Source organism: Bradyrhizobium sp. JYMT SZCCT0428 (assembly GCF_018131075.1).
Classification (GTDB): domain Bacteria; phylum Pseudomonadota; class Alphaproteobacteria; order Rhizobiales; family Xanthobacteraceae; genus Bradyrhizobium.
The window spans coordinates 1-21,390 of record NZ_JAFCLS010000042.1; the positions used below are offsets into that span (position 1 = coordinate 1).

General features: G+C 63.6%; 21 protein-coding genes, 1 tRNA gene and 2 pseudogenes. 10 read left to right on the plus strand and 14 right to left on the minus strand.

Annotated features, from left to right (window positions below; translation table 11 throughout):
* Positions 1 to 337: 337 nt before the first annotated feature.
* Together JQ575_RS32550 and JQ575_RS46235 are read right to left on the minus strand one after the other, a co-directional pair.
* Positions 338 to 1,036 (minus strand): flagellar hook assembly protein FlgD, encoded by a 699-nt coding sequence (locus JQ575_RS32550; RefSeq protein ID WP_212037269.1) that lies wholly within the window; start codon positions 1,034 to 1,036, stop codon positions 338 to 340.
* An 11-nt stretch (positions 1,037 to 1,047) separates the two neighbouring features.
* Positions 1,048 to 2,685 (minus strand): flagellar hook-length control protein FliK, encoded by a 1,638-nt coding sequence (locus JQ575_RS46235; protein WP_212037270.1) that lies wholly within the window; start codon positions 2,683 to 2,685, stop codon positions 1,048 to 1,050.
* 373 nt (positions 2,686 to 3,058) lie between these two features.
* Between JQ575_RS46235 and mnmA the strand changes: the two genes are divergently transcribed.
* The 4 genes from mnmA (at position 3,059) to JQ575_RS32575 (ending at position 5,566) form a co-directional block, all read left to right on the plus strand.
* Positions 3,059 to 4,261 carry a tRNA 2-thiouridine(34) synthase MnmA gene (gene mnmA / locus JQ575_RS32560; RefSeq protein WP_212037271.1) on the plus strand — a complete coding sequence of 401 codons (1,203 nt, stop codon included), beginning with the start codon at positions 3,059 to 3,061 and terminating at the stop codon, positions 4,259 to 4,261.
* A 34-nt stretch (positions 4,262 to 4,295) separates the two neighbouring features.
* Positions 4,296 to 4,934, plus strand: a complete 639-nt coding sequence (locus JQ575_RS32565) for a class I SAM-dependent methyltransferase (protein WP_192737539.1) — start codon at positions 4,296 to 4,298, stop codon at positions 4,932 to 4,934.
* A gap of 72 nt (positions 4,935 to 5,006) precedes the next feature.
* Complete coding sequence (locus JQ575_RS32570) at positions 5,007 to 5,375, plus strand: hypothetical protein (RefSeq protein ID WP_212037272.1); 369 nt, start codon at positions 5,007 to 5,009, stop codon at positions 5,373 to 5,375.
* A 114-nt stretch (positions 5,376 to 5,489) separates the two neighbouring features.
* Positions 5,490 to 5,566: transfer RNA gene (locus tag JQ575_RS32575), tRNA-Met, on the plus strand.
* A gap of 136 nt (positions 5,567 to 5,702) precedes the next feature.
* Here JQ575_RS32575 and JQ575_RS32580 read toward each other — a convergent pair.
* The 7 genes and pseudogenes from JQ575_RS32580 to JQ575_RS32610 form a co-directional block, all read right to left on the minus strand.
* A complete protein-coding gene (locus JQ575_RS32580; protein ID WP_212037273.1) occupies positions 5,703 to 6,404 on the minus strand; it encodes a GntR family transcriptional regulator in 702 nt (233 codons plus the stop codon).
* A 110-nt stretch (positions 6,405 to 6,514) separates the two neighbouring features.
* On the minus strand, positions 6,515 to 7,264 hold the full coding sequence (locus JQ575_RS32585) for an aspartate/glutamate racemase family protein (protein ID WP_212037274.1): 750 nt from the start codon (positions 7,262 to 7,264) through the stop codon (positions 6,515 to 6,517).
* A 29-nt stretch (positions 7,265 to 7,293) separates the two neighbouring features.
* The gene (locus JQ575_RS32590; RefSeq protein ID WP_212037275.1) at positions 7,294 to 8,568 is read right to left on the minus strand and encodes an FAD-binding oxidoreductase; all 1,275 of its coding nucleotides are present in this window, start codon (positions 8,566 to 8,568) and stop codon (positions 7,294 to 7,296) included.
* Complete coding sequence (locus JQ575_RS32595; RefSeq protein WP_212037276.1) at positions 8,565 to 10,241, minus strand: thiamine pyrophosphate-binding protein; 1,677 nt, start codon at positions 10,239 to 10,241, stop codon at positions 8,565 to 8,567. The genes JQ575_RS32590 and JQ575_RS32595 overlap by 4 nt, the downstream gene beginning before the upstream one ends.
* Positions 10,238 to 11,465: pseudogene (locus JQ575_RS32600) on the minus strand (pyridoxal phosphate-dependent aminotransferase). The gene JQ575_RS32595 and the pseudogene JQ575_RS32600 overlap by 4 nt, the downstream one beginning before the upstream one ends.
* A 78-nt stretch (positions 11,466 to 11,543) precedes the next feature.
* Positions 11,544 to 11,894 (minus strand): RidA family protein, encoded by a 351-nt coding sequence (locus JQ575_RS32605; RefSeq protein ID WP_212037277.1) that lies wholly within the window; start codon positions 11,892 to 11,894, stop codon positions 11,544 to 11,546.
* A 23-nt stretch (positions 11,895 to 11,917) separates the two neighbouring features.
* Positions 11,918 to 12,835, minus strand: a complete 918-nt coding sequence (locus JQ575_RS32610; RefSeq protein WP_212037278.1) for an NAD(P)-dependent oxidoreductase — start codon at positions 12,833 to 12,835, stop codon at positions 11,918 to 11,920.
* 341 nt (positions 12,836 to 13,176) lie between these two features.
* On the opposite strand from JQ575_RS32610, the pseudogene JQ575_RS32615 reads away from it, so the two are divergent.
* From JQ575_RS32615 to JQ575_RS32630, 4 genes and pseudogenes are all read left to right on the plus strand, one after another.
* A pseudogene (locus JQ575_RS32615) lies at positions 13,177 to 14,019 on the plus strand (transporter substrate-binding domain-containing protein).
* Between the two features lie 13 nt (positions 14,020 to 14,032).
* On the plus strand, positions 14,033 to 14,695 hold the full coding sequence (locus JQ575_RS32620; RefSeq protein WP_212037279.1) for an amino acid ABC transporter permease: 663 nt from the start codon (positions 14,033 to 14,035) through the stop codon (positions 14,693 to 14,695).
* Positions 14,692 to 15,495 carry an amino acid ABC transporter ATP-binding protein gene (locus tag JQ575_RS32625; RefSeq protein WP_212037280.1) on the plus strand — a complete coding sequence of 268 codons (804 nt, stop codon included), beginning with the start codon at positions 14,692 to 14,694 and terminating at the stop codon, positions 15,493 to 15,495. Before JQ575_RS32620 ends, JQ575_RS32625 begins: the two co-directional genes overlap by 4 nt.
* Before the next feature lie 317 nt (positions 15,496 to 15,812).
* Positions 15,813 to 16,559 (plus strand): hypothetical protein, encoded by a 747-nt coding sequence (locus JQ575_RS32630; RefSeq protein WP_212037281.1) that lies wholly within the window; start codon positions 15,813 to 15,815, stop codon positions 16,557 to 16,559.
* Between the two features lie 19 nt (positions 16,560 to 16,578).
* On the opposite strand, the gene JQ575_RS32635 is transcribed toward JQ575_RS32630, so the two are convergent.
* The gene (locus tag JQ575_RS32635) at positions 16,579 to 17,649 is read right to left on the minus strand and encodes a YeiH family protein (RefSeq protein ID WP_409364844.1); all 1,071 of its coding nucleotides are present in this window, start codon (positions 17,647 to 17,649) and stop codon (positions 16,579 to 16,581) included.
* Between the two features lie 128 nt (positions 17,650 to 17,777).
* Entirely contained in the window at positions 17,778 to 17,999 is a 222-nt protein-coding gene (locus JQ575_RS32640; protein ID WP_212037282.1) for a hypothetical protein, read from the minus strand.
* A 220-nt stretch (positions 18,000 to 18,219) separates the two neighbouring features.
* On the opposite strand from JQ575_RS32640, the gene JQ575_RS32645 reads away from it, so the two are divergent.
* Entirely contained in the window at positions 18,220 to 18,453 is a 234-nt protein-coding gene (locus JQ575_RS32645) for a hypothetical protein (RefSeq protein WP_212037340.1), read from the plus strand.
* Here the strand turns inward: JQ575_RS32645 and JQ575_RS32650 are convergent.
* From JQ575_RS32650 to JQ575_RS32660, 3 genes are all read right to left on the minus strand, one after another.
* Complete coding sequence (locus JQ575_RS32650) at positions 18,403 to 19,227, minus strand: SDR family NAD(P)-dependent oxidoreductase (RefSeq protein WP_212037283.1); 825 nt, start codon at positions 19,225 to 19,227, stop codon at positions 18,403 to 18,405. The genes JQ575_RS32645 and JQ575_RS32650 overlap by 51 nt on opposite strands.
* Before the next feature lie 69 nt (positions 19,228 to 19,296).
* Complete coding sequence (locus JQ575_RS32655; protein WP_249167058.1) at positions 19,297 to 20,217, minus strand: hypothetical protein; 921 nt, start codon at positions 20,215 to 20,217, stop codon at positions 19,297 to 19,299.
* Positions 20,218 to 20,334: 117 nt separating this feature from the next.
* Positions 20,335 to 20,973, minus strand: a complete 639-nt coding sequence (locus JQ575_RS32660) for a TetR/AcrR family transcriptional regulator (RefSeq protein WP_212037284.1) — start codon at positions 20,971 to 20,973, stop codon at positions 20,335 to 20,337.
* Positions 20,974 to 21,135: 162 nt separating this feature from the next.
* On the opposite strand from JQ575_RS32660, the gene JQ575_RS32665 reads away from it, so the two are divergent.
* Positions 21,136 to 21,345, plus strand: a complete 210-nt coding sequence (locus JQ575_RS32665) for a ferredoxin (RefSeq protein ID WP_192740598.1) — start codon at positions 21,136 to 21,138, stop codon at positions 21,343 to 21,345.
* The last annotated feature ends 45 nt before the right edge of the window (positions 21,346 to 21,390 follow it).

The window sequence follows — 21,390 nt, forward strand, 5'->3', positions numbered from 1 at the left end:
TCGTGTGCAGCCTTTTTAGTGCAAACCGCACACGGGACCGCGGGTGCAGCGCGCACCCGGTCTTCCCTGCGCCCTCTCATTGGAGGGCAAGGAATTTTGGCAAAGCTCGGGCGCATGGCGCCGCGAGATCGCGGACGCACATCCTCTCGCTGTTTGATAGTTGAATCTGAATTCCCACTCCACGTCGTCCCTGCGCACGCTCAGATGCGCAATTGCGCATCGGGGGACCCATACCGCGTTGTGCTCACGATTGAGCAAGATGGATGAGGCGTTCTTCGCAAAACCAAAGCCGGCGGCTATGGGTCCCTGCGTTCGCAGGGACGACGAAAGCACAGGGCTAGGTCGTCGTCGACGGGCGCACCACGCGCTTGATCTTGTCGGTCGTATAGCTTTGCCCGCCGATCGAAAGCAGCGGCGGGGAGGCGCTGAGATCGACCGAATCCACGACGCCCTGGACTTCGGTGGAGATCGCCACGTTGTTGCCGGAACTGTCCTTGCCGGTGGCGGTCAGCGTGTAGGTGCCGGCCGGCCACTGCACGCCGTCATTGCCTTTGCCGTCCCAGACGAAACTGCTGCCGCCCTGTTTCAGCGTGTAGTTGCCGCTGTAGGCGGTCTGTCCCGCCGAGTTGGTGATCGTGATGGTTGCCGAGGTGTCTTTGTCGCTCTGGAAATTCCAGGTCGCCGACTTGTCGAACGCCGCCTTGCTGCCGTCGACCGCAACCGTGTTGCCGACATAGACCAGCGCCTGGGTCGCCTGGGCGCTCTTTTCGATTTCGAGCAGCGACTTCAACTGCTCGTTGGACTTGAGCTGCTGCTCGACGCCGGCGAACTGCACCAGCTGCTGGGTGAACTGGTTGGTGTCGAGCGGATCCAGCGGGTTCTGGTTCTGCAGCTGCGTCGTCAGCAGCGTCAGAAAGGTCTGGAAATTATCCGCGATCCCCGTCGTCGCGGTCGAGCTCGTGGAGCTGCTGGAACTCGAACTGCCCGTTGCGGGTGCCGAGACGATCGTCGTCGGCATGGTTGCATCGACTGCCATAACGCTCTCCGTTAAACCCTGATGTCCACGCCGCCGCTCGCTCCGAGCATGCGACCATAGTTGCGGCCGGCAACCGCCGCCGGAATGCTGTCTTCTTCGCTGACGACCAGCCGATGGGCGTTGGGATTGGACTGGTTGCCGTCGTTCTGGCCCTGCGAGGATTGATCGCGCAGACTGAATTGCAGCCCGCTATTGCCGGTCGAAAGTCCGGCATTGTCGAGCGCGCGCTGCAGCTGGTTGGCGTCCTGGCGCAGCATCGACAGCGTCTCCGGCCGCTCCACCGTCAGATGCGAGGTGACCTGGCCGTTGCGATCGACATCGATACGGACGTCGATGCGGCCAAGCTCGGCCGGGTCGAGCCGGATTTCGAAACGGCTCTTGCCGCTCTTGGCGGAGACTGCGATTTCCATCGCTAGCCCGCTGAGCGGCACCGCCGCTGATGTCGCGACGGCGACGTTGAGCTGGGGTGCCGGGGCCGGTGTGGTGGAAGATGCCGGCTGCTGCGTCTGGATCGCGCCGGCTGCCTGCAAGCCGGTGTTGGATGCGCCAGCCAGCGTCTGGCTGACATCGGCTGTGACCGGATGCGCATGGGCGGCCGCATTGGCCGATGGTGTCGGAGCGCCGTTGCCTGCGATTTCCACCTTGGCGGCGTCGACGACGCCATTCTCGGCTTTCGGCTGGCCTGCGACCTCCGCCTGCGGCGCGGTGGCGGGAACGATGGTGCCGGGCGCCGGCGCCGCGGGGGCGGCGGTCGTGCCGGCTGCCTTGTCGGACTCGGCTGATGTCGCAGCGGCTTCTTTCGTGGCGACCGGCGTTTTGGCTTGCGTTGCGTTCTTCGACACGCCGGCAGCCGTCGCGGCTGCGGATGCAGCGAACGCGATGCCTGACGTGACCGTGGTGTCGGCGGACGTGGCCTGCGCGGTGACGGCTACGCTGACCTCGGTCTGGGCATCGATCTTCGCGCCCTCTGTCTTGGCGGCGTTTGCGTTCGCAGCCGGATTTGCGCTGGCATCGGCCGCCGGAGCGGCTGCCCCGCTGAGCGAGGCGGCGGCGGCAATGGCGGCTGCGGCGATGGCAAGCGGCGCGGTCGCGGTATCGGTCGGAGCTTTTGCGCTCGAGGCTTCACCTGTCGCCGTGGCGACAGGAATCACGGTGGCCACGGCGCTCGCCGTTACCAGTGCGGCCGCATCCTGTGTCGCTTCGGTCTGATCGGTGGCCGCAGCGCCTTCGCCGGAAGCGGGCTTTCCTTCCGCCTTGGTCTCGTCCGGTTTCGACGCGTCGGACTTGGAGGAATCCGATTTCGGCTTGGAGCGGTGGGTTGCGTCAGTCTGGGTGTCTGCCTCGGCGTTGTCGCGGGCGTTGCTGCCGGCATCGCGGCTGTTGGCGTCGCTGCGCGCGGCCTTGTCGGATGCCGCTTTGTCCGAAGCCGCCTTGTCCGATGCGGCGGTGTTGTCGCGCGCCCGGTCTGCCGGGCTTTGCGAATCATCGGCACGTCGCAGCGCGGTGTCTCGTGGCGTAGTGTCTTGGGGACGGTTGTCGCTGTTGGCAGCGGCCTTGTTGCTGTCGACCAGCGCGGCAAAGCTGTCGTTTCCGGCCGTCTGATCGGTATCCGGCCGCCCCGACCTCGCCGTCGCGCCTTGAAAAGACACGTTTGCCAATAGTTCTGACGTGACACTAACCACGGGCGACCCTCGCGCTGAAACCTTGGCTACCTCTGAGCAAGGACCGGGCCATGCTGGTTGCTCAAAAAATATCGTTTTATTTCAATTGCTTAGTTCGACGCCCGGCCGCCAGCGGAGGCCATGGGCCGGCCCCCTTTTCTGCCCGGCGGCAAGAATTGCCGTCCATTGCCGGCCCAAAACCCGGTCCGGCTGATTGCCTCCCGGGAATACGGCCTATATTAAAGAGCGGGCTTCCGGTCCGGCCTGAGATGGCCAGAACGTGCCTTAAGGCCTTATACGTAAAAGGCTTTTTTGAACTCTTGCCGCGCGGCGCTGCCTCGCGATTGAAGCCGATTGACCCATGCCGAACAGTCTGGACCTCGAAGGCCGCCCCCAGGACACACGGATCGTGGTCGCCATGTCTGGCGGCGTCGATTCCTCGGTGACGGCTGCCTTGCTGAAGTCCGAGGGCTACGACGTGGTCGGCATCACGCTGCAGCTCTACGACCATGGCGCGGCCACCCATCGCAAGGGCGCCTGCTGCGCCGGCCGTGACATTCACGATGCCCGCAACGTCGCCGAGCGGATCGGCATTCCGCATTATGTGCTCGATTACGAAAGCCGTTTTCGCGAGTCGGTGATCGACAATTTCGCCGACAGCTACGCGCTCGGCGAAACGCCGGTGCCGTGCATCGAATGCAACCGCTCGGTCAAGTTTCGCGACCTGCTGGCCACCGCGCGCGAGCTTGGCGCCAGCGCGCTCGCCACCGGACATTATGTCGCCTCGCGACGTCTCGCTGACGGATCGCGGGCGCTGGTGTGCGCGGCCGACGCCGACCGCGACCAGAGCTATTTCCTGTTCGCGACCACGCGCGAGCAGCTCGACTATCTGCGCTTTCCGCTCGGCGACATGACCAAGCCGCAGGCGCGCGAACTGGCGCGGCGCTTTGGCCTCGAGGTCGCCGACAAGCAGGACAGCCAGGACATCTGCTTCGTCCCGACCGGGCGCTACACCGACATCATCGGCCGCCTGAAGCCCGGCGCGATCGAGCCCGGCGACATCGTCGATCTCGACGGCCAAATCATCGGCCAGCATCAGGGCATCGTTCATTTCACCGTCGGCCAGCGCAAGGGACTGGGCATCGCGTCAGCCGCGCCGCTCTATGTCGTCAAGCTCGATGCCGCCAGCCGACGCGTCGTGGTGGGACCGCGCGAGGCGCTGCGGATGGACCGTATCCAGCTGCGTGACGTCAACTGGATCGGCGATGGCGCGCTGGAGCGCGTGATCGGCGCAGGCATCGAGATGTTCGTGCGCGTGCGCTCGACGCGCCCGCCGCAGCCGGCCTGGCTGCGTGCGGTCGATGGCGGCTATGAAGTTGAACTCGTCGCCGGCGAAGAGGGCGTTTCGCCGGGCCAGGCCTGCGTGTTTTACGACGCGCCCTCGGGGCAGGCGCGCGTGCTCGGCGGCGGATTCATCAGAAGTGCGACCGCGCGGAACGCCGCGGCGAGGGCAGGGGTATCGGCGGCAACATCACCACCGCTTGCCGAGGTGATGCGCGGCTAAAAAATGCGGGGCATAAGGGCGGGGGCTTAAGGGAATGACTGCGGACATCGACCGCGAGGGGGTCGAAAAGGCTTATGGGCGCTGGGCGCCGGTCTACGATCTCGTGTTCGGCAAGGTGTTCGAGCACGGCCGTCAATCGACGATCGCGGAAGCCGACAAGATCGGCGGGCGCATTCTCGACGTCGGCGTCGGGACCGGATTGTCGCTGTCGGATTATTCGCGCAGCACCAAATTGTGCGGCGTCGATATTTCCGAACCGATGCTGCGCCGGGCGCAACAGCGGGTTCGCGCGCTCGGCCTCTCCAATGTCGAAACGCTCGCGGTGATGGATGCCAAGAATCTGGCGTTCAAGGATTCCTTCTTCGATGCGGTGGTGGCGCAATATGTCATCACCGCGGTGCCGGATCCCGAACGCACGCTGGATGATTTCATCCGCGTGCTGAAACCCGGCGGCGAACTCATCCTGGTCAATCATATCGGCGCCGAAAGCGGCCCGCGGCGCGTCTTTGAACTCGCCTTCGCGCCGCTGGCGCGGCGGCTCGGCTGGCGGCCGGAATTCCCGTGGGAACGATTGACCAATTGGGCCGCCAAACATGGCGGCGTCAGCCTGACGGAACGGCGGCCGATGCCGCCGATGGGGCATTTTTCGCTGATCCGCTTCCGCAAGTCCTGAAATTGCAAGTCCTGAAATTACAAGTCTTGAAATCAGGCGGGAACCTCCGCGGCTGCGGGCCGTTTTCCCTGTATGGCAACAAAACGCTCGCTCTTTCTGTCGTGTGTTCTGATGGCGGCCTCCGGCGTGGCGGCGGCGCAGGCCCCGCCGAGTCCGGCCACTCCCCCGGCTCCGACCGCGCCGCCATCGGCTGCGCGGACCGCCAATTGCGCGCCGATGCAGCCCATGCCGCATTCCGGCGCGGCAGCACCGGAAGGCACCACCACCACCGGCCAGCGGGCCGAACCGCTCGGCGAAAGGCTGGCGCGCTCCGATGGTGTGCTTTGCCCGCCCGCCGGCATTGATCCCGAAATGCATGCACCTGCGCCCGGTGGCGGCAAAACGCCGGTGATTCCGCCGCCCGGAAGTCCCGGCGGCGATCCTTCGATCCGGCCCAAATAGCGCCGTTTGCAGGCCCTTTTCAAATGAGGCGGGGTTGCTTGACAGGTGCCCGACCGCCTCCTTATATGCCGCGCGTTCGCGACTGCGGCATATTGAGCCGTGACGGTGAACCGTGGCGAGGTAGCTCAGCTGGTTAGAGCACGGGAATCATAATCCTGGGGTCGGGGGTTCGAGTCCCTCTCTCGCTACCATTCGTACGATTTTGTACGCCAGTCTGCGATGCTCTCCGGTCGCTGGTAGCGCTTGATAGGTAGCGTTGATGGCGCTTGCCACGAAGGCGGCCCCTATGCCGTTCGACGTTCCGACGGCTTCAACAAACGCGGAACCTCAGCCTTCGGCCGATTTTGCCGTGGGCATGTAAATCTGAGCGTAGCCTTCCTTGATCGCCGAGGTGATCTGATCAAGGCGCCGATCGATGTGCTTCTCGAGGACCGGCACGCACTTGGCTTCGTCGCGCGCCTTGACGCCCAGCAGCACGGCGCGATGCTCGGCCTGGGTCTTGGTGCGGTTGATCCGATCCATGTCGATCCAGCGGACGAAGCGGATGCGTGCATTGACGTTGCGCAGTACGCGCAGCATCTCGCCATTGTTCGACATGCTCAGGAGCCCCTCATGGAAGGTCTCGTCGAGCCGGACCAGCTCCATCGAGGTCCGTTCGCCTGGGTCGGGTCCGGTGTCCCGCAGGAAGGTGAGCAGCGCGTCGATATCCTGGTCGCGGGCGCGCTTGATGGCCAGGCGGACCGCGGCGATCTCGATCGACTTGCGCAGTTCATACAGGTCGAAGATCTCCTGGGCGTCGAGCTCGCGGCAGAAGAAACCCTTGCCGGGCATGAAGCGCAGAAAGCCTTCGGTGTTCAGTCGGTTCAGTGCCTCGCGCAGCGGCGTCCGGCTGACGCCCAGCTTGCTGGCAATGGCGCCCTCGTTGACCCGCGCGCCAGGCTTGAACTCGAAGCTCACGGCCATCGCCTTGAGCTGTTCATAGACCCGGTCGACGACGCTATCGGAGGAAATCTCCAGCTGTTTGATCATTACTGAATGTACTTTCGAATACACTTCATTATGCGAACATGTACGTTGAGCTTGCAATCACGGCGCCGGCGTTTTCAACGGCCCCGTGACGGGCAGGGCGCCGCCTGAGGTCAGGAAAAAGCGCGGGGGCGAAGGCCCGCATGAAACCAGGTGATCATCGAATAGATATCATAGACCGGAATGCCGACGGCGGCCTGCAGCGCCGCCGCATAGGGCGGCATATTGGTGCATTCCAGCACGATAGCGCCGACATCGGGATTCTTGGCGACGAGCTGTCTGCCGGCCTCCACGACGTCCTGTTCGGCGAGTGCCACGTCCATGTCCTCTTTCTCGGCCTTGATCAGCACGCGAAAAAACTCCCGGCCGTTCTCCGTGCCGACCAGCGGCGTATCGAGCGGCACGCCGGCGCCTTCGAGATGGGCCGGCGTCAGCGTCGAGCCCGAGACGGTGACCAGTCCGACACGCTTGCCGGGCGGCAGCGTCGCCTGCACCCACGGCACCTGCATCAGCGAGGAGGTCGCGACCGGCACGCCGGTAGCAGCCGCGATCTCTTTCTGGAACAAGGATAGGAAACCGCAATTGGTGGTGATCGCCTCGGCGCCGAGCCGCACCAGATCCTTCGCCGCATCGATGAAATCCGGCAGCAGGCCGGCCGCGCCCTTCAGCACTACTTTTTCCGGGCTTGCACCTGGCACCACCCGGTAGAGCACGGGAAACGGCCATGTTGTGCCGTTGCCCATGTCGCCGGGAATCCTCGGAAACCTGGCTTCCAGCATCAGGATGCCGAGCGGCGCGCCATAGATGGCCTTGCCGCCGCGGGCGATGCGCGGTGTGAGGACAGGGGACGAATGTGCGGTCATGGTCTGGTTCTCTTCACGGCGACGAAAAATCAAAGGTAGCGTTTCGGATCGAACGGCGCGACCGGGATCTCGGGTTCGCGACCGCCGATGAGTTGAGCCACAACGCGCCCGGTGCGGGCCGAACTCACCAGGCCGACATGGCCGTGGCCAAAGGCATAGACGACATCGCGCGAGGCACTGGAATAGCCCAGGCACGGCCGGCCATCCGGCATACTCGGCCGGTGTCCGAGCCAGCTGCGAATCGCGGCCGGCGGCAGATCTTTCGGCAGTTTTGGAAACATGCCGAGCAGATGATCGCGCAGAATCTCCGCGCGTTTCCAGTTCGGCGCGGCCGCGAGCCCGGCGATCTCGACCTGGCCGGCGGCGCGCAGGCCGCGGTCGGTCCAGTTCACCACCATCTTGGCGTCGGAGGCCATCATCGATGTGCGCGGACCGGTCTCGGCGCTTTCGATCATGACGTGATAGCCGCTCTCGGTCTCCAGCGGCAGGCGGTCGCCGATCGACGCCGCCAGCGGCTTGGAATGGGCGCCGGCGGCAACCACCACCGCGTCGCAGGTCACTTCACCCTTGTCGGTCAGCACCGACACCGGCTTGCCGTTCGCCTGCCGCAGGCCCCTGGCCGTCGCAGCGACAAATTCCGCGCCCAGCGAACGAGCGTGATCGGCGAGGGCCGCGACATAACCGCCAGGATCGCGGCAACGACCGGCTTCCTCGACCAACACGCCAAACTGATAGCGCGGATGCAGATCCGGCTCGCGCTGCCGCATCTCGTCTGCGGAGAGTTCCATCCAGGTCACGCCGACGCGCTTGCGGATGCTCCACCCCAGGGCATCGGCGTCGAACGCCGCGCGCGACGGATAGACGTGCATGACGCCCTGACGTTCGATCAGGTGACCAACGCCTGCTTCCTCGGCGAGCTTCCTGTGCAGGGCCGGTGCATCGATCAATAGCGGGCGGAGAGCGCGCGCCGTCGCCTCGACGCGTGCATCGGTCCAGCCCGAGAGCAGATACTGCACCAGCCAGGGCAACGCCTTCGGCAGATAGCTCCAGCGGACTGCGAGCGGGCCGAGTGGATCGCTCAGAAATTTCGGTACATTCTTCCAGGTTCCCGGCATGGCCGGCGGAATCACCGAATGTGTCGATAGCCAGCCGGCATTGCCATAGCTCGCCGCCTGTTCGCCACCCGGCGTTGCGGGCTCGATGACCGTGACGCGATGACCATCTCGCAGCAACTCGATGGCGCTGATCACGCCGATGGCACCGGCTCCGATGATGGCGATGTGACGGCGGGCGGGCTCGGTCATGGCGCTGCAACCTGCTGTGGCACGAAATCCTTCGCATGGGATTGCGCGCGCGGATCGAGCAGGCAGTGCAGGATCGCGGGCTTGCCGGAGGCCAGCGCGCGTTCGAATGCGGGTGCGAATTGCTCGGTCCGCTCGACCCGCTCGCCGTGACCGCCGAACGCCTTGGCATAGAGCGCGAAGTCCGGATTCTGCAATTGGGTGCCGATCACGCGGCCTGGATAGTCGCGCTCCTGATGCATGCGGATGGTGCCATACTGGGCGTTGTCGACGACGATCACGATAATCGCAGCAGCATATTGCGCGGCGGTCGCGAACTCCTGACCGTTCATCAGAAAACAGCCGTCGCCGGCAAACGCCACCACCACGCGCTCCGGATGCTGGCGCTTGGCGATCACGGCCGCCGGCACGCCATAGCCCATCGAGCCGGAAGTCGGCGCGAGCTGGGCGGCAAAGGTGTGAAAGCGATGAAAGCGATGCAGCCAGCCGGCATAGTTGCCGGCGCCGTTGCAGACGATGGCATCCTTCGGCAGCCGGTCGCGTAGCCAAGCCACCACTTCGCCGTACTGGAAGTCACCGGGCAGCGTGCGCGGCGTTGCGGTCCAGTCGAGATAGTCGGCGTGGGCTTTGGCAGCTTCGCCCGACCAGGCCGGCGGCGCGGTCGGCCTCAGTTCGTCGAGGGCGACAGCAAATGCCGCCGGGCTTGCCTGAATGGCGAGCTGTGGTTGATAGACGCGTCCGAGTTCTTCGGCGCCCGGATGGACATGAATCAGCGCCTGACGCGGCGAGGGGATCTCGAGCAGCGCATAAGACGACGACGGCATTTCCGACAGGCGGCCGCCGATCAGCAGGATGAGGTCGGCGTTGACGACGCGGCTCTTCAGACGGGCGTCCGGACCGATCCCGAGGTCGCCGGCGTAGTTCGGATGCTCCGCCGGAAACAGCGAAGCGCGGCGAAACGATGTGGTCACCGGCAGATCAAAGCGCTCGGCAAAGCGCGCGATGGCGGCACAACCCTCTGCGTCCCATCCCGAGCCGCCGAGGATGACGATCGGCCGCTTCGCCTTGGTCAGCATGCCGCCTAGCGCAGCGATATCGGCGGGCGCCGGCCAGGCTTTCGCCGGTTCGACGCGCGGCGCATCGACGGCCGCGGCCTGTTCGGTCAGCATGTTCTCGGGCAGCGAAATCACCACCGGGCCGGGGCGGCCCTGCATGGCGACGCGAAACGCTCGCGCCACCAATTCCGGAATGCGGTCGGGCCGGTCGATCTCGACCACCCATTTCGCCATCGTGCCGAACACTGCCTTGTAGTCGACTTCCTGGAACGCTTCGCGTTCACGCATGCCGGTGTCGACCTGACCGATGAACAGGATCATCGGCGTCGAATCCTGCATGGCAATGTGCACGCCATGGCTGGCATTGGTTGCACCCGGGCCGCGGGTGACGAAACAGATGCCGGGCCGTCCGGTCAGCTTGCCATAGGCCTCGGCCATCATCGCAGCGCCGCCTTCGGCGCGGCAGATCACGACGTCGATCGGGCTGTCATGCAATGCATCCAGCGCGGCGAGATAGCTTTCGCCGGGCACGCAGGTGACGCGCTCGACGCCCTGCATGACGAGCTGGTCGATCAGGATCTGGCCGCCGGTGCGGCTGTTGATGAGTGGCTGCTTGGTCATGACAACTCCATGGCGGCTGCCGAAATGCGTCCGATCGCCTCGATGAGGTTCGCTTCGGAAGCTGCATAGGACAAGCGGATGTATGGTGCGAGGCCAAAGCAGCTGCCAGGAACCACGGCGACATTATGCCGTTCGAGCAGATAGCGACACAACGCAGCGTCGCTGTCGATCACGCTGCCGTCGGCAGTGTGCCTGCCGATCAGTCCGGCGCAGTTTGCGAAAACATAGAAGGCGCCTTCCGGGCGACGGCAGCTGATGCCGTTGATGGCATTGAGCCCGTCGACCACGATATCGCGGCGCCGCTGGAACGCGATCCGGCGTTCAATCAGAAAATCCTGCGGTCCGGACAGTGCGGCGATGGCCGCGGCTTGGCTGATCGACGACGGATTGGTGGTGCTCTGGCTCTGTACGACGGCCATGGCGGCGATCAGTTCCTTCGGGCCGCCGCCATAGCCGAGACGCCAGCCGGTCATGGCGTAGGCCTTGGAGACGCCGTTCACGGTGAGCGTGCGGCTCCTCAGGCTGGGCTCGAGCTGGGCTGGAGTGACGAAAGGCAATCCGTCGTAGATGAGATGCTCATAGATATCGTCTGATATGAGCCAGACATGCGGATGGCGCTTCAGCACCTCAAGGATCGGTCGTAACTGGATCTCCGAATAGGCCGCCCCGGTCGGATTGGACGGCGAGTTCAGCAACAGCCAGCGGGTGCGCGGCGTGATTGCGGCTTCAAGATCGCCGGCGTCGAGGCGAAAGCCGTTCTCCTCACGGCAGGTCACATTGATCGGCGTGCCGTCGGCGATCAGCACCATGTCGGTAGCTGGTCCAGTAGGGTGCGGCGAGGATCACCTCATCCCCCGCACTCAGCGTCGCCATGAAGGCGTTGTGAATGATTTGCTTGGCGCCGGCACCGGCGGTGATCTCGTCGGCGGCGTAGTTCAGTCCGTTCTCGCGGCTGAACTTGCCGGCGATCGCCGCCTTCAGCTCTGCGGTGCCGTCGAGCACGGTATATTTGGTCTGGCCGGCGCGAATGGCCTGTTCGGCCGCCGCCTTGGCGTGATCAGGCGTATCGAAATCGGGTTCGCCGGCGCCGAGCACGATGACGGGCCGGCCCTCGCGCTTCAGACGGGTGGCGATGGCTCCGATCCGCAGGATTTCCGAGACACCGATAGAGCGAAGGCGCGGCGCCGGACGGAAGCCAGACTCGACCGATGCCAAGGGTGACATCAAGGGTGACATCGAAAGCGCATTTGACGAGAATGACATGGAACCTCCATACGGCGGCGCCGTGGTTCTGGCGCGAAATCAGCGCGCCGCGATCACCACGATTTCGACGCGATAAGCGGGATCGGCCAGTTCGATCTTGCCGCAGCAGCGCGTCGGCGTGTCGCCCGGCACCACCCAGGCGTCGTAAACAGCGTTCATGCCTTCGAAATCGTCCATGCTCTTCAGCCAGATCTGCACGCTGAGTGCGCGCGACTTGTCGGTGCCGGCCCGCGCCAGCATGTCGTCGACCTTGGCCAGCGCCTGGCGGGTCTGGCTGGCAATATCCCCGCTCTTGTCGTCGGCCACTTGGCCGGCGAGGAAAACCAGATCGCCAAACACGGAGGCGCGGCTGCGCCGGGCGTTCTGATCGATGCGAACGATGCTCGACATGGACGTCATTCCTTCTGCAATTTTCAACGGTCCGTGGTGACGATGCGGCGGCAGTGATCGAGCGCCGCCCCAATGAGATTGTCGCTAGCCTCCGGCGTACGGAATGCGGAGTGGGCGGACAGCGTGACGTTTGGCAGCGTGGTCAGCACGTGCCTGGCCGGCAGCGGTTCGGTGACGAACACATCGAGGCCGGCGTGACCGATCTGCCCGGAGCGCAGCGCCTCGACCATGGCGGCTTCGTCGACCACGGCGCCGCGGGCGGTGTTGATCAGGATCGCGCCTGGACGCATCGCTGCAATGCGCTCTGCAGACAGGAAATCCTTGGTATCGTCATTGAGCAGCAGATGCAGCGAGACGACGTGACTTTCGGCGAGCAACCGCTCCAGCGTCACGAACTCGACGCCAGGATGCGTCTTCGGTGTGCGATTCCACGCCAGCACCTTCATGCCGGAGCCGGCTGCGATCCGCGCCACCTGCGCGGCGATGCCGCCAAAGCCGATCAGGCCGATGGTCTTGCCGGTCAGTTCGATGCCATCGCTGCGCAGCCAGTTGCCGGCGCGCATCTCTCGGTCCATCCGCGCAAAACCCCTGGCGGCGGCCCACATCAGCGCGATGGCGCATTCGGCCACCGCGGTGTCGCCGTAGCCCTTGATGATGTGCACGGCAATACCGAGTTCGGCGAGCGCCTCCGGGTTCATGTAGCTGCGGGCGCCGGTGCCGAGAAACACCACGTGCTTCAGGCCTTTGCATTGCCCGGCGATCTCCGCCGGCAGGTGGGTATGGTCGATGATCGCGATCTCGGCCCCGCCGAGCACGGACGGCAGTTGCTGCGGCGTTACCGACGCATCGCGGTTGACGATCACCTTGGGGTCATCCGCGCGCACCAGTCTTTCGGTGACCGCAGCAAGGGTTTCATTGGCGTCGACGAATACGGCTCGCAACGGTCTCTCCTTCAATCATCCAAAAGCTGATCAATTTCGGCCAGGCTGGGCCGGGCAGGCGGCGCGACGATCGGCAGTCGTTCGTCGGCGTCGCGGCTAACTGCGCTCACTACTGTATTCAGAATTGAATTCCAAAGGCAAGCGGGATTTGTCGCGCCGCAACGCGTCCAAACTGAGCCATTTTTCAGCTATTGCGTATAAATTGGGCGGCGATTTGGAGCTGCCGTAGCCATAGTCATTTTTATAAAATCCCGTCTTGCATTTCATCCTGAATACAGAAATAGTTTGGGCGGGCCCGTGGGCAGGAACGCCGAGGGCAAGATTTCAGCGGGGTTCAGACCATGAATCGTAGGGAAGCCTTCACGAGCGTTGCATTGGCCGGTGTTGCTATCGCCGCCGGAGTTGACCTAGCTGCTGCCCAGTCGGGAGCTCCGGGCTCCACGCTGGAGCGCATCAAGCGAAGCGGTGTGCTGCGCGTTGCCGTCATCGTCGGCTAGGAGCCGTACTTCCACAAGGATTTGCCGACCGGCAAATGGTCGGGCGCCTGCATCGACATGGCGAACGACATCGCCGCCAAGTTGAGCGCAAAAGTAGAGACCGTTGAATCGACCTGGGGTAACCAGATTCTGGACCTGCAAGGCGACAAGGTGGATCTCGCTTTTGCGGTAAACCCGACGCCGGAACGCGCGCTGGTGATCGACTTTTCGACTCCCATCCTGGTCCACTCCTTCACGGTCATTACCCGCAAGGGCTTTGCCAAGCCGCAGACCTGGCAAGAGATCAACAAACCCGAGGTCAAGATCGCCGTCGACATCGGCTCCACCCATGAGATGATCGCACGACGCTATTGTCCCAAGGCTACGATCCTCGGGTTCAAGAATCGCGATGAGGCGATCCTGGCGGTCGCAACCGGCCGCGCCGATTGCAACGTCTCGCTCGCCGTGCTCGCCGTCTCAACGCTGAAGAAGAATCCGAATCTCGGGGAACTGGTGATCCCGCGGCCGCTGCTGACACTGCCGACCAACATGGGCATTCGCGCTGAGTCCGATCGCCGTTACAAGGACTTTCTCAGCGCCTGGGCGGACTATAACCGGGCCATGGGTCAGACCCGGGAATGGATGCTGAAGGGCTTTGAGGCCATTGGCCTCGCGGCGGATGACATTCCGCCCGAAGTTCAGTTCTGACGAGACATCAACGATGTATGTGTGGGACTTCGCAGCGCTCAGGCCGTATTGGGGGCTGATCTGGCAAGGGCTCGGTGTCACCGTGATTTACACGCTGGTCACCGTTCTCGCCGGTCTCGCAATCGGCCTCGCCGTTGGTATCCTGCGCACCGCCGGACCGCGCTGGGTTTCGATCCCGCTGCGCGCCTACATCGAGGTGTTTCGCTGTACGCCACTGCTGGTCCAGTTGGTCTGGGTCTACTATGCCCTGCCGGTTCTGATCGGTGTTGACATGTCGGCGACCACGGCCTGCTTCCTGACACTCTCGCTGTATGCCGGCTCGTTCTATGCCGAGATCTTTCGTGGCGGCATCGAGGCCATTGATCGAGGTCAGTGGGAGGCCGGTCACGCGATCGGCATGCAACAGAGCAAGATTTTTCGGCGCATCATCCTGCCGCAGGCGATTCAGGTGATGGTCCCGTCGCTGATCAACCAGACCATCATGCAGCTGAAAAACACCTCGCTGGTGTCGACCGTCGCGGTCGGCGATCTGCTCTATCAGGGATCGGTGATAACGGCGGCGAGCTATCGGCCGCTGGAGGTCTATACCACGATTGCCGTGCTTTACTTCGTGGTGCTGTTTCCGCTTACCCTTGTCGCCGATCAGGTTGAGCAGCGCATGGGGGCACACCGATGACGCAAGCGCCTCCGATTCTCGTCGCAAGCAATATCCAGAAGGCTTTCGGCACCAACCAAGTGTTGAAAGGCGTATCTCTCTCGGTTGCGCGCGGCGAGGTCGTGACGTTGATCGGCGCCAGCGGCTCCGGCAAGTCGACGTTCCTGCGCTGCTTGAATTTGCTTGAATTGCCGCAGAATGGTGAACTCGCGATCGGCTCCCATCACTTCGCATTCGGCGATGGCAAGCGAGGGCCGGACAAGACCCGGCTCGCACTGCTGCGCCGCGATGTCGGCATGGTATTCCAGCACTTCAATCTGTTCCCGCACATGTCGGCGCTCGACAACGTTATCGAAGGTCCGGTGCAGGTGAAGAACATGGCCAGGGCCGAGGCGAAAGAACTTGGTCGCGACCTGCTGGCCAAGGTCGGGCTGGCGGACAAGGCAGATAGTTTTCCGAGCCGGCTGTCCGGCGGGCAAAAGCAGCGTGTGGCGATTGCGCGTGCGCTTGCCATGAAGCCCGATGTGATGCTGTTCGACGAGGTGACCTCGGCGCTCGATCCGGAACTTGTGGCAGAGGTTCTTGCGGTGATCAGCAAGCTCGCCGCCGACGGCATGACCATGATCCTGGTCACCCACGAAATGGCGTTCGCCGCCGACGTGTCCAATCGGGTCGGGTTCATGAGCGAGGGCGTGATGGCGGAGATCGGCGCCGCCGCGAGCGTGATCCATCGGCCGCAAAATCCCCGGCTGATTGCGTTCCTGAATCGATTTCACCAGCGAACGATTGTGCCGAATACGGGGGGCGTCATCGCGCCTTGAATGTCGACCACCAGCGCGTGTCGGTATCGGCGGTTGTGCCTCCGGGATTTGAACCCACTATTCGACAAGTTTTTTACGCTTTAGGCGGACGATCGAAGGAAATTTCGCAGATCTGTGTTGTTGGGGAAAGGCGGTAGCGGTCTCTCGTATCGTCAATCGCCCCTATAGAACCGGCGGGGAACGTGGGCTTCCCGGCTGATTCGGACAGCCTGGCTTTGATCTCGATGGAGAACGCCAGGCGCATCGAAGGCGTTGGCCACAGTCCTGAGCGGGATTTTGTGCTAGTTCTGTGAACTCATCAGCAAACGTCTTGTAGCATGCCTTCAGAACTCACGGTCGCCATCGAGGAAGCCTACCGGGTCTTCGGCGCCTATCGATTGGGCCATCACCTCATCGTATGCCATTGCCGTTGTTGCATGACCGAGGAGGAAGAGCGACAGCTGGTCAACACGCCCTTGCGGTCAATCCCGGCCGATCTGCTGGCCGAGTACACCAACTCCGCGCATGACTATGACGATGATCGGGTCGCCCGGGAGCTACGCTACTTCCTGCCGCGTTATTTCGAGCTGATCGCCGCGCATGATTACCCTGACCACATCGGGCTGGATATCTGCCTGCGCCGGCTTGGCCAGGCCGACTACCGGAACAAGTGGCGCCGGGCGGAGGTGGAGAGCATCGACCGCTTCTTCGATGCATTCCTCAAGCACAGCCTGACCCGCCTCGACCTGGAGCCTGTTGGATATCGCCTCGCCTTCAATATCAGGAGCGTCGTGACGCTAGCTGTGACCGCAGGCGGCGATATCGATCGGCTGTTGCATAATTGGGCCGGTGCTGAGGACCCGGCCGCTGCCATCCATATGGCCGCGTTGCGCGAGTATGTGATCGAGGAGCGGGACAAGACCTATCTCCACTCTGCCTGCCTGGAGAGCCACGAGGAGGCGGCCAAAACAGTTGGAGAATGGCTATTGCAGCCGAACCTGACGGCACGAATAGAAGCCGCGTTCTTCGGAGTAGGCGATCCCAGATTGCAGGAGATACTGTCCAACGGAATGAGAACGGCGTAGGCCACTCTGACCGTTTGCTTCATCTGAAGAAATGGACAAGTCCGACGCTCAGGCCGAGCAGCAGGAGCAGCGACAGCGTGACGGCGGCGGTGACCCTGCCGCCGACCGTCGAGAGAACGCGCACGTCGACACCAAGGCCGAGCGCCGCCATCGACAGCACGGTGAGGATACCAGCGGTTTTTGTCACCGGCGCGACCGCGATGTCAGGCACGAGCTGCAGCGAGCGCAGCGCGGCGAGCACCAGAAAGCCGATGATGAACCACGGCACCAGCTTGAACGGGCTGATCGCGACCGCCCTGGTCGCGTCGGCATGGCGCTTGCGGCGGTGGGCGGCGACGAGCGAGAGGGCGACCACGATCGGCCCCAGCATCAGCACGCGCACCAGTTTCACCAGCGTGCCGATCTGCGTGGCGACGATACCGGCGGGGACCGTTGCCGCCAGCACCTGCGGAACGGCATAGACAGTGAGACCCGCCAGAATGCCGTATTGCGTCGCGGACAGGGCGAGCAACGGGATCAGGAGCGGCAGGCCCAGCACCATCAGGACGCCGAGGATCGCGGTGAAGGAGATTGACGAGGCGACATCGTCGCCATCGGCGCCGATCACGGGCGCCACCGCGGCGATTGCCGAATTGCCGCAGATCGAATTGCCGCAGGCGATCAGGATCGACAGTTTGGTCGGCAGGCCGAGCATCCGGCTGAGGCCGTAGCTGACAGCCAGCATGATGACGACGGTGGCGACGATCGCCGCGACCAGAAGGTAGCCGGACGCCACGATCGCGGCAAAGCTGACGGAAGCGCCGAGCAGCATGACGGCGACCTCGAGCAGCTGTTTGGCGCTGAAGGCAATGCCGGAGCGCCAGCGCTCGGAGGGTTGCCAGGCAGTGCGAATCGCCATCCCGAGCAGGATCGCGATGACCAGCGCTTCGACATAGGGGTGGGCGAAGATGCGCTCCTCGACCAGTTGGGCGCCCAGCGAAACGGCGGTGATCGCGCCGCAAAGTGCGATGCCGGGAATGAGGGCCAGGCTGCGGCCGAGCGCGCCTGGTTCCGACCTTATCCCGTCCGTCTCGTGGTCTTGTTGCGGCACATGCCCCCCGTTTTGGAGAACAGTTTATGCGCCGGCCTGCTCGGCTTCACCAATAAATTTTCGATTCAGCCAGATGGGGAGAGTATTTTTCTTCCTGCTTCCACCGGGGGACGTATCGAGTGTGCGCCCTAGAGCAACCCGAACAGGCCCTGCGCCCACGCCACGGCCTGTCCGAAGCTGAAAGCGCCCGGTTCGAAGTACATCGCGCGTGCCAGCACGATGACGCCAACCAAGCCCCAGAACAGCCCGATACCGGCCGATTTCAGCCAGTTAGAGTCGCGCTCCGGCGCGGCCGCCGAATCGGCGGTCGGGACCAGTTCTCCAAAGGGATCGAAGGCGGGCGGGCTCATGACGGCTTCCATTGAACGAGCCCCTAATGTCGCTCAGTTCGGCCCGGAAGCAAGGGTAGCGGTATGCAATCTGTGGCCAGAACGTGGAAGTCCCTTTCCCGCCGCCGTTCCGGGGTAGGGTTTTCTTCTCTTGGTCCACAATTTTTGGCCCACAATTCATGCCGCTTGACCCGGCCGTATTCCCAGCCACACTGGGGCGAATCCGAAACAGGAGCCGCCCATGGTATTTCTCATTACCGCGCTCGATACATCGGGAACTGTGACCTTGCGGCGGGAGTCGGTGCTGGCCGCGATGAAAAAGGCCGATGAACTGATATCGGACGGCTGCTGGGACGTGGAGATCATTACGCCCGATGGCGCCACCTACAATTCCGGCGAGTTTGATCAGTTGAGAGAGCGGGTGTCAGGCCGCCCAGCACTGCCCGGCGCCGTCGACGCGCAACACCTGTCCTGAGACGAACGCCCCCATCGGACCTGCGAACATCTCGACGACGCGCGCGACTTCATCGACGGTGGCGATGCGGTCGAGCGTGCCGGTTTCGACCAGTCGATTTTGGTCGACCGCGCGCGTGCCCATGAAGCGGCCGGTGCGGGTGTCGCCCGGCGCGATGCAGTTCACATTGATGTCGTAGGCGCGCAGCTGATCGGCGAGGCAGCGCGTGTAATGCGTCATGCCGGCTTTGGCGACGGCATAGATTGAACCGTTGGTGCGGCCCTTGAAGGCCGCGACCGAGCCGATGGTGACGATGCGGCCCTGGCGCCGCTTCATCATCTCCTGCGCCACCGCCTGGCAGGTCAGGATCGTGCTGAGCAGGTTGCGATCGAGCACCGCGCGCACGTCCTCTTCCCTGATGCCGATGGCGTCGTTCGGATCCGGCTTGCCGCCCCTGGCGGCGATGTCGCCGCCGGCGTTGTGGACCAGGATCTCGATCGGCCCCAGTTCTTGCGTCGTGGTCTCGACCACGCGGGCGATGTCGGCACCTTGCGTGAGATCGCCGAGCACGCGAATGGTGCGCACGCCATGCGCCTTGGCGATATCTTCCGCGACCGCCGTCAGCGTCGATCCCTCGCCATATTCCGCCGGTCCGTTCTCGCGCATGCCGTGGATCGCGACGTCGGCGCCCATCGCAGCCAGTTTTTCCGCAAAGGCGCGGCCGAGCCCGCGGCCCGCGCCGGTGACCAATGCAACCTTGCCCTTGAGCGTCCGTGCGCCGTCGCTGGATGTCATGATGTCTTCTCCTGGATGTGAATGTGTCAGTGTGATCAGCGGCGGCATCCGCGGGTGCCGGAATGCGCCTTAATTCTTGATCGCATAGAGCGGCGTCCTCACCGTCAGCTGATAGGACGGCTTCGGCGTCCAGGCGATCTGCGCGGTGACGCCGAACAGGCGGTTGTCGTCATCGTCCATGCGGTCGAGATCGAGCCGTACGATCGGCTGGGTGAAGGCCGGGAACGGCGTGAGATTGAGAAGCTGCGCGCCGCCGAACGATTGCACGCCGAAGCGGCCGGTCAGCTTCCAGTTGTTGTCCCACTGATAGTAGCCGCCGACATAGCCGACATAGCCAGGCTTCACTTCAGCGAAGATGGAATCGACGATGATTTTTGTGTACTGCGCGCCGGCGAGCAGTCCCCGCGTTTCGTCCGCGTTCAGCGCGTAGCCGAATTCGAGGATCGTATTGTAGGAGGTCGTGGCCAATGGCGCGTCGGAAATCGATCGCGATGCGTTGCTCTGTATCGTCACCGTTGGAAACATGCCGCCGTTTTGCTGATAGAGGTCGGCCTGAAATCCGACGGTAAAACCGTAGATATCGAACGACGACCAGGGCAGGCTGCCCGATTGGGACGAAGCGCCGCTGACGCCACCGTAGACCGACAGCCACTCGTTGACGTCAACCGTCACGGGAATGTCGAGACTGACGCTTCGGCTGGCCGGCGACGATAGGGTCCCGAGCGACGTCAGGCCCGACAGCGTCGACAAGAGTGGCGGCGCGTTGAAGCCGATCGAGAGCGTACCGGCCGGCAGGGTGGTGTAGATCGTTCGCAAGTCGAGATAGATGTTAGGCAATACCGGCTTCGGCTTGGCCGGTTCATCTTCGTCCTCGCCATTGTCCTTGCTGTTGTTTTGGCCGAACGCCAGACCGGAACAGCACAGCGACAGCAATATCCCGAGCGCCAGCCGCCGGCCGGTTCGCGCCGGCCGGGTGTGCGCAAATCTCATTTTCAATCGAACTTGCACCGGCCCACTCGCATCCAGGGCAGCCGCTTTCCGGCAACAGCTACGCAAGCTCCATGGTAACGGATTTGCGGACGCCGCACCATGAGGACCGGCCGAGCCTTATCGGCCGTTCTTGTCCGCCGCCTTGATGGCCACCGCCAGCGCCAGCTTGGTCTGCTTGACGATATCTTCGACCAGCTCTTCCCGGCTGACATTGGCTAGCTGGCCGGTGAGAAGTCCCTGTTCGGCCAGCATGACCACGCCGTGCAGTGCAGCCCAGATTTGCAGGGCGCTGCGTTCGCGCAGCAATCCCACCGCGGGCGCTTCGAGGGATTCCAGCAGCAGCTCGAAGGTTTCCATCGCGGCGACGTGCAGCTCGCTGCCCTTGGGTGCGCATGCCATGATCCGTGAGGCGAACATCAGGCGGTAGACGCCGTTGCGGCGAAGACCGAAATCCAATGTGGCTTGCGCCAGGCGCGACAGCTTCGAACGCCTGGAGGGTTTTCCGATCGACTCGCGCAGGATGGCGTTGAACTGGCGGAAGGCTTCGGCCGTTACCGCCGTGAACAGGCTCTCGCGGTCGGCAAAATGCTTGTAGGGAGCCGGCTGCGAGACGCCGAGCCTCTTGGCCAGCGCGCTGATGCTGATCGCTTCGGGACCGCCGAGTTCCACCTCCCCGAGCGCGGCCTGAACCAGGGCATCGCGGAGATCCCCATGGTGATAGGTGTTGAGCGCTTTACGTGCAGGGCGAGGCGGCATTCAGTGTAATGATCTATAACTTTCCGCTTGACAGCACAATCGCGACGATAATGTAATAGGATATAACTTGAAGAGGCGGCCGGCCGCGGCTGGCAACGCCCAAATCAACATGAGGAAATGCGACGCGCCGGTTGAGCGCGCGCGGTTTGAAGGAGCGCTCGCATGTCGGGAAAGCTGAAGATCCGCGTCGATCAGGACAAATGTCAGGGACACGCACGCTGCAAGTCGCTGGCGCCGGAACTGTTCGAGCTCGACGAATTCGGAAATGCCCATGAAGTCGGCGACGGTTCGGTCCCCGCGGGCCTGGAAGACAAGGCCTGGCTGGCCCAGACCAATTGCCCCGAAATCGCGATCGAAGTGCAGGAAGAATAGGGGCGATCGTCCGGTCCTGAAATCAAGCTCGTCCTGAACGAACCA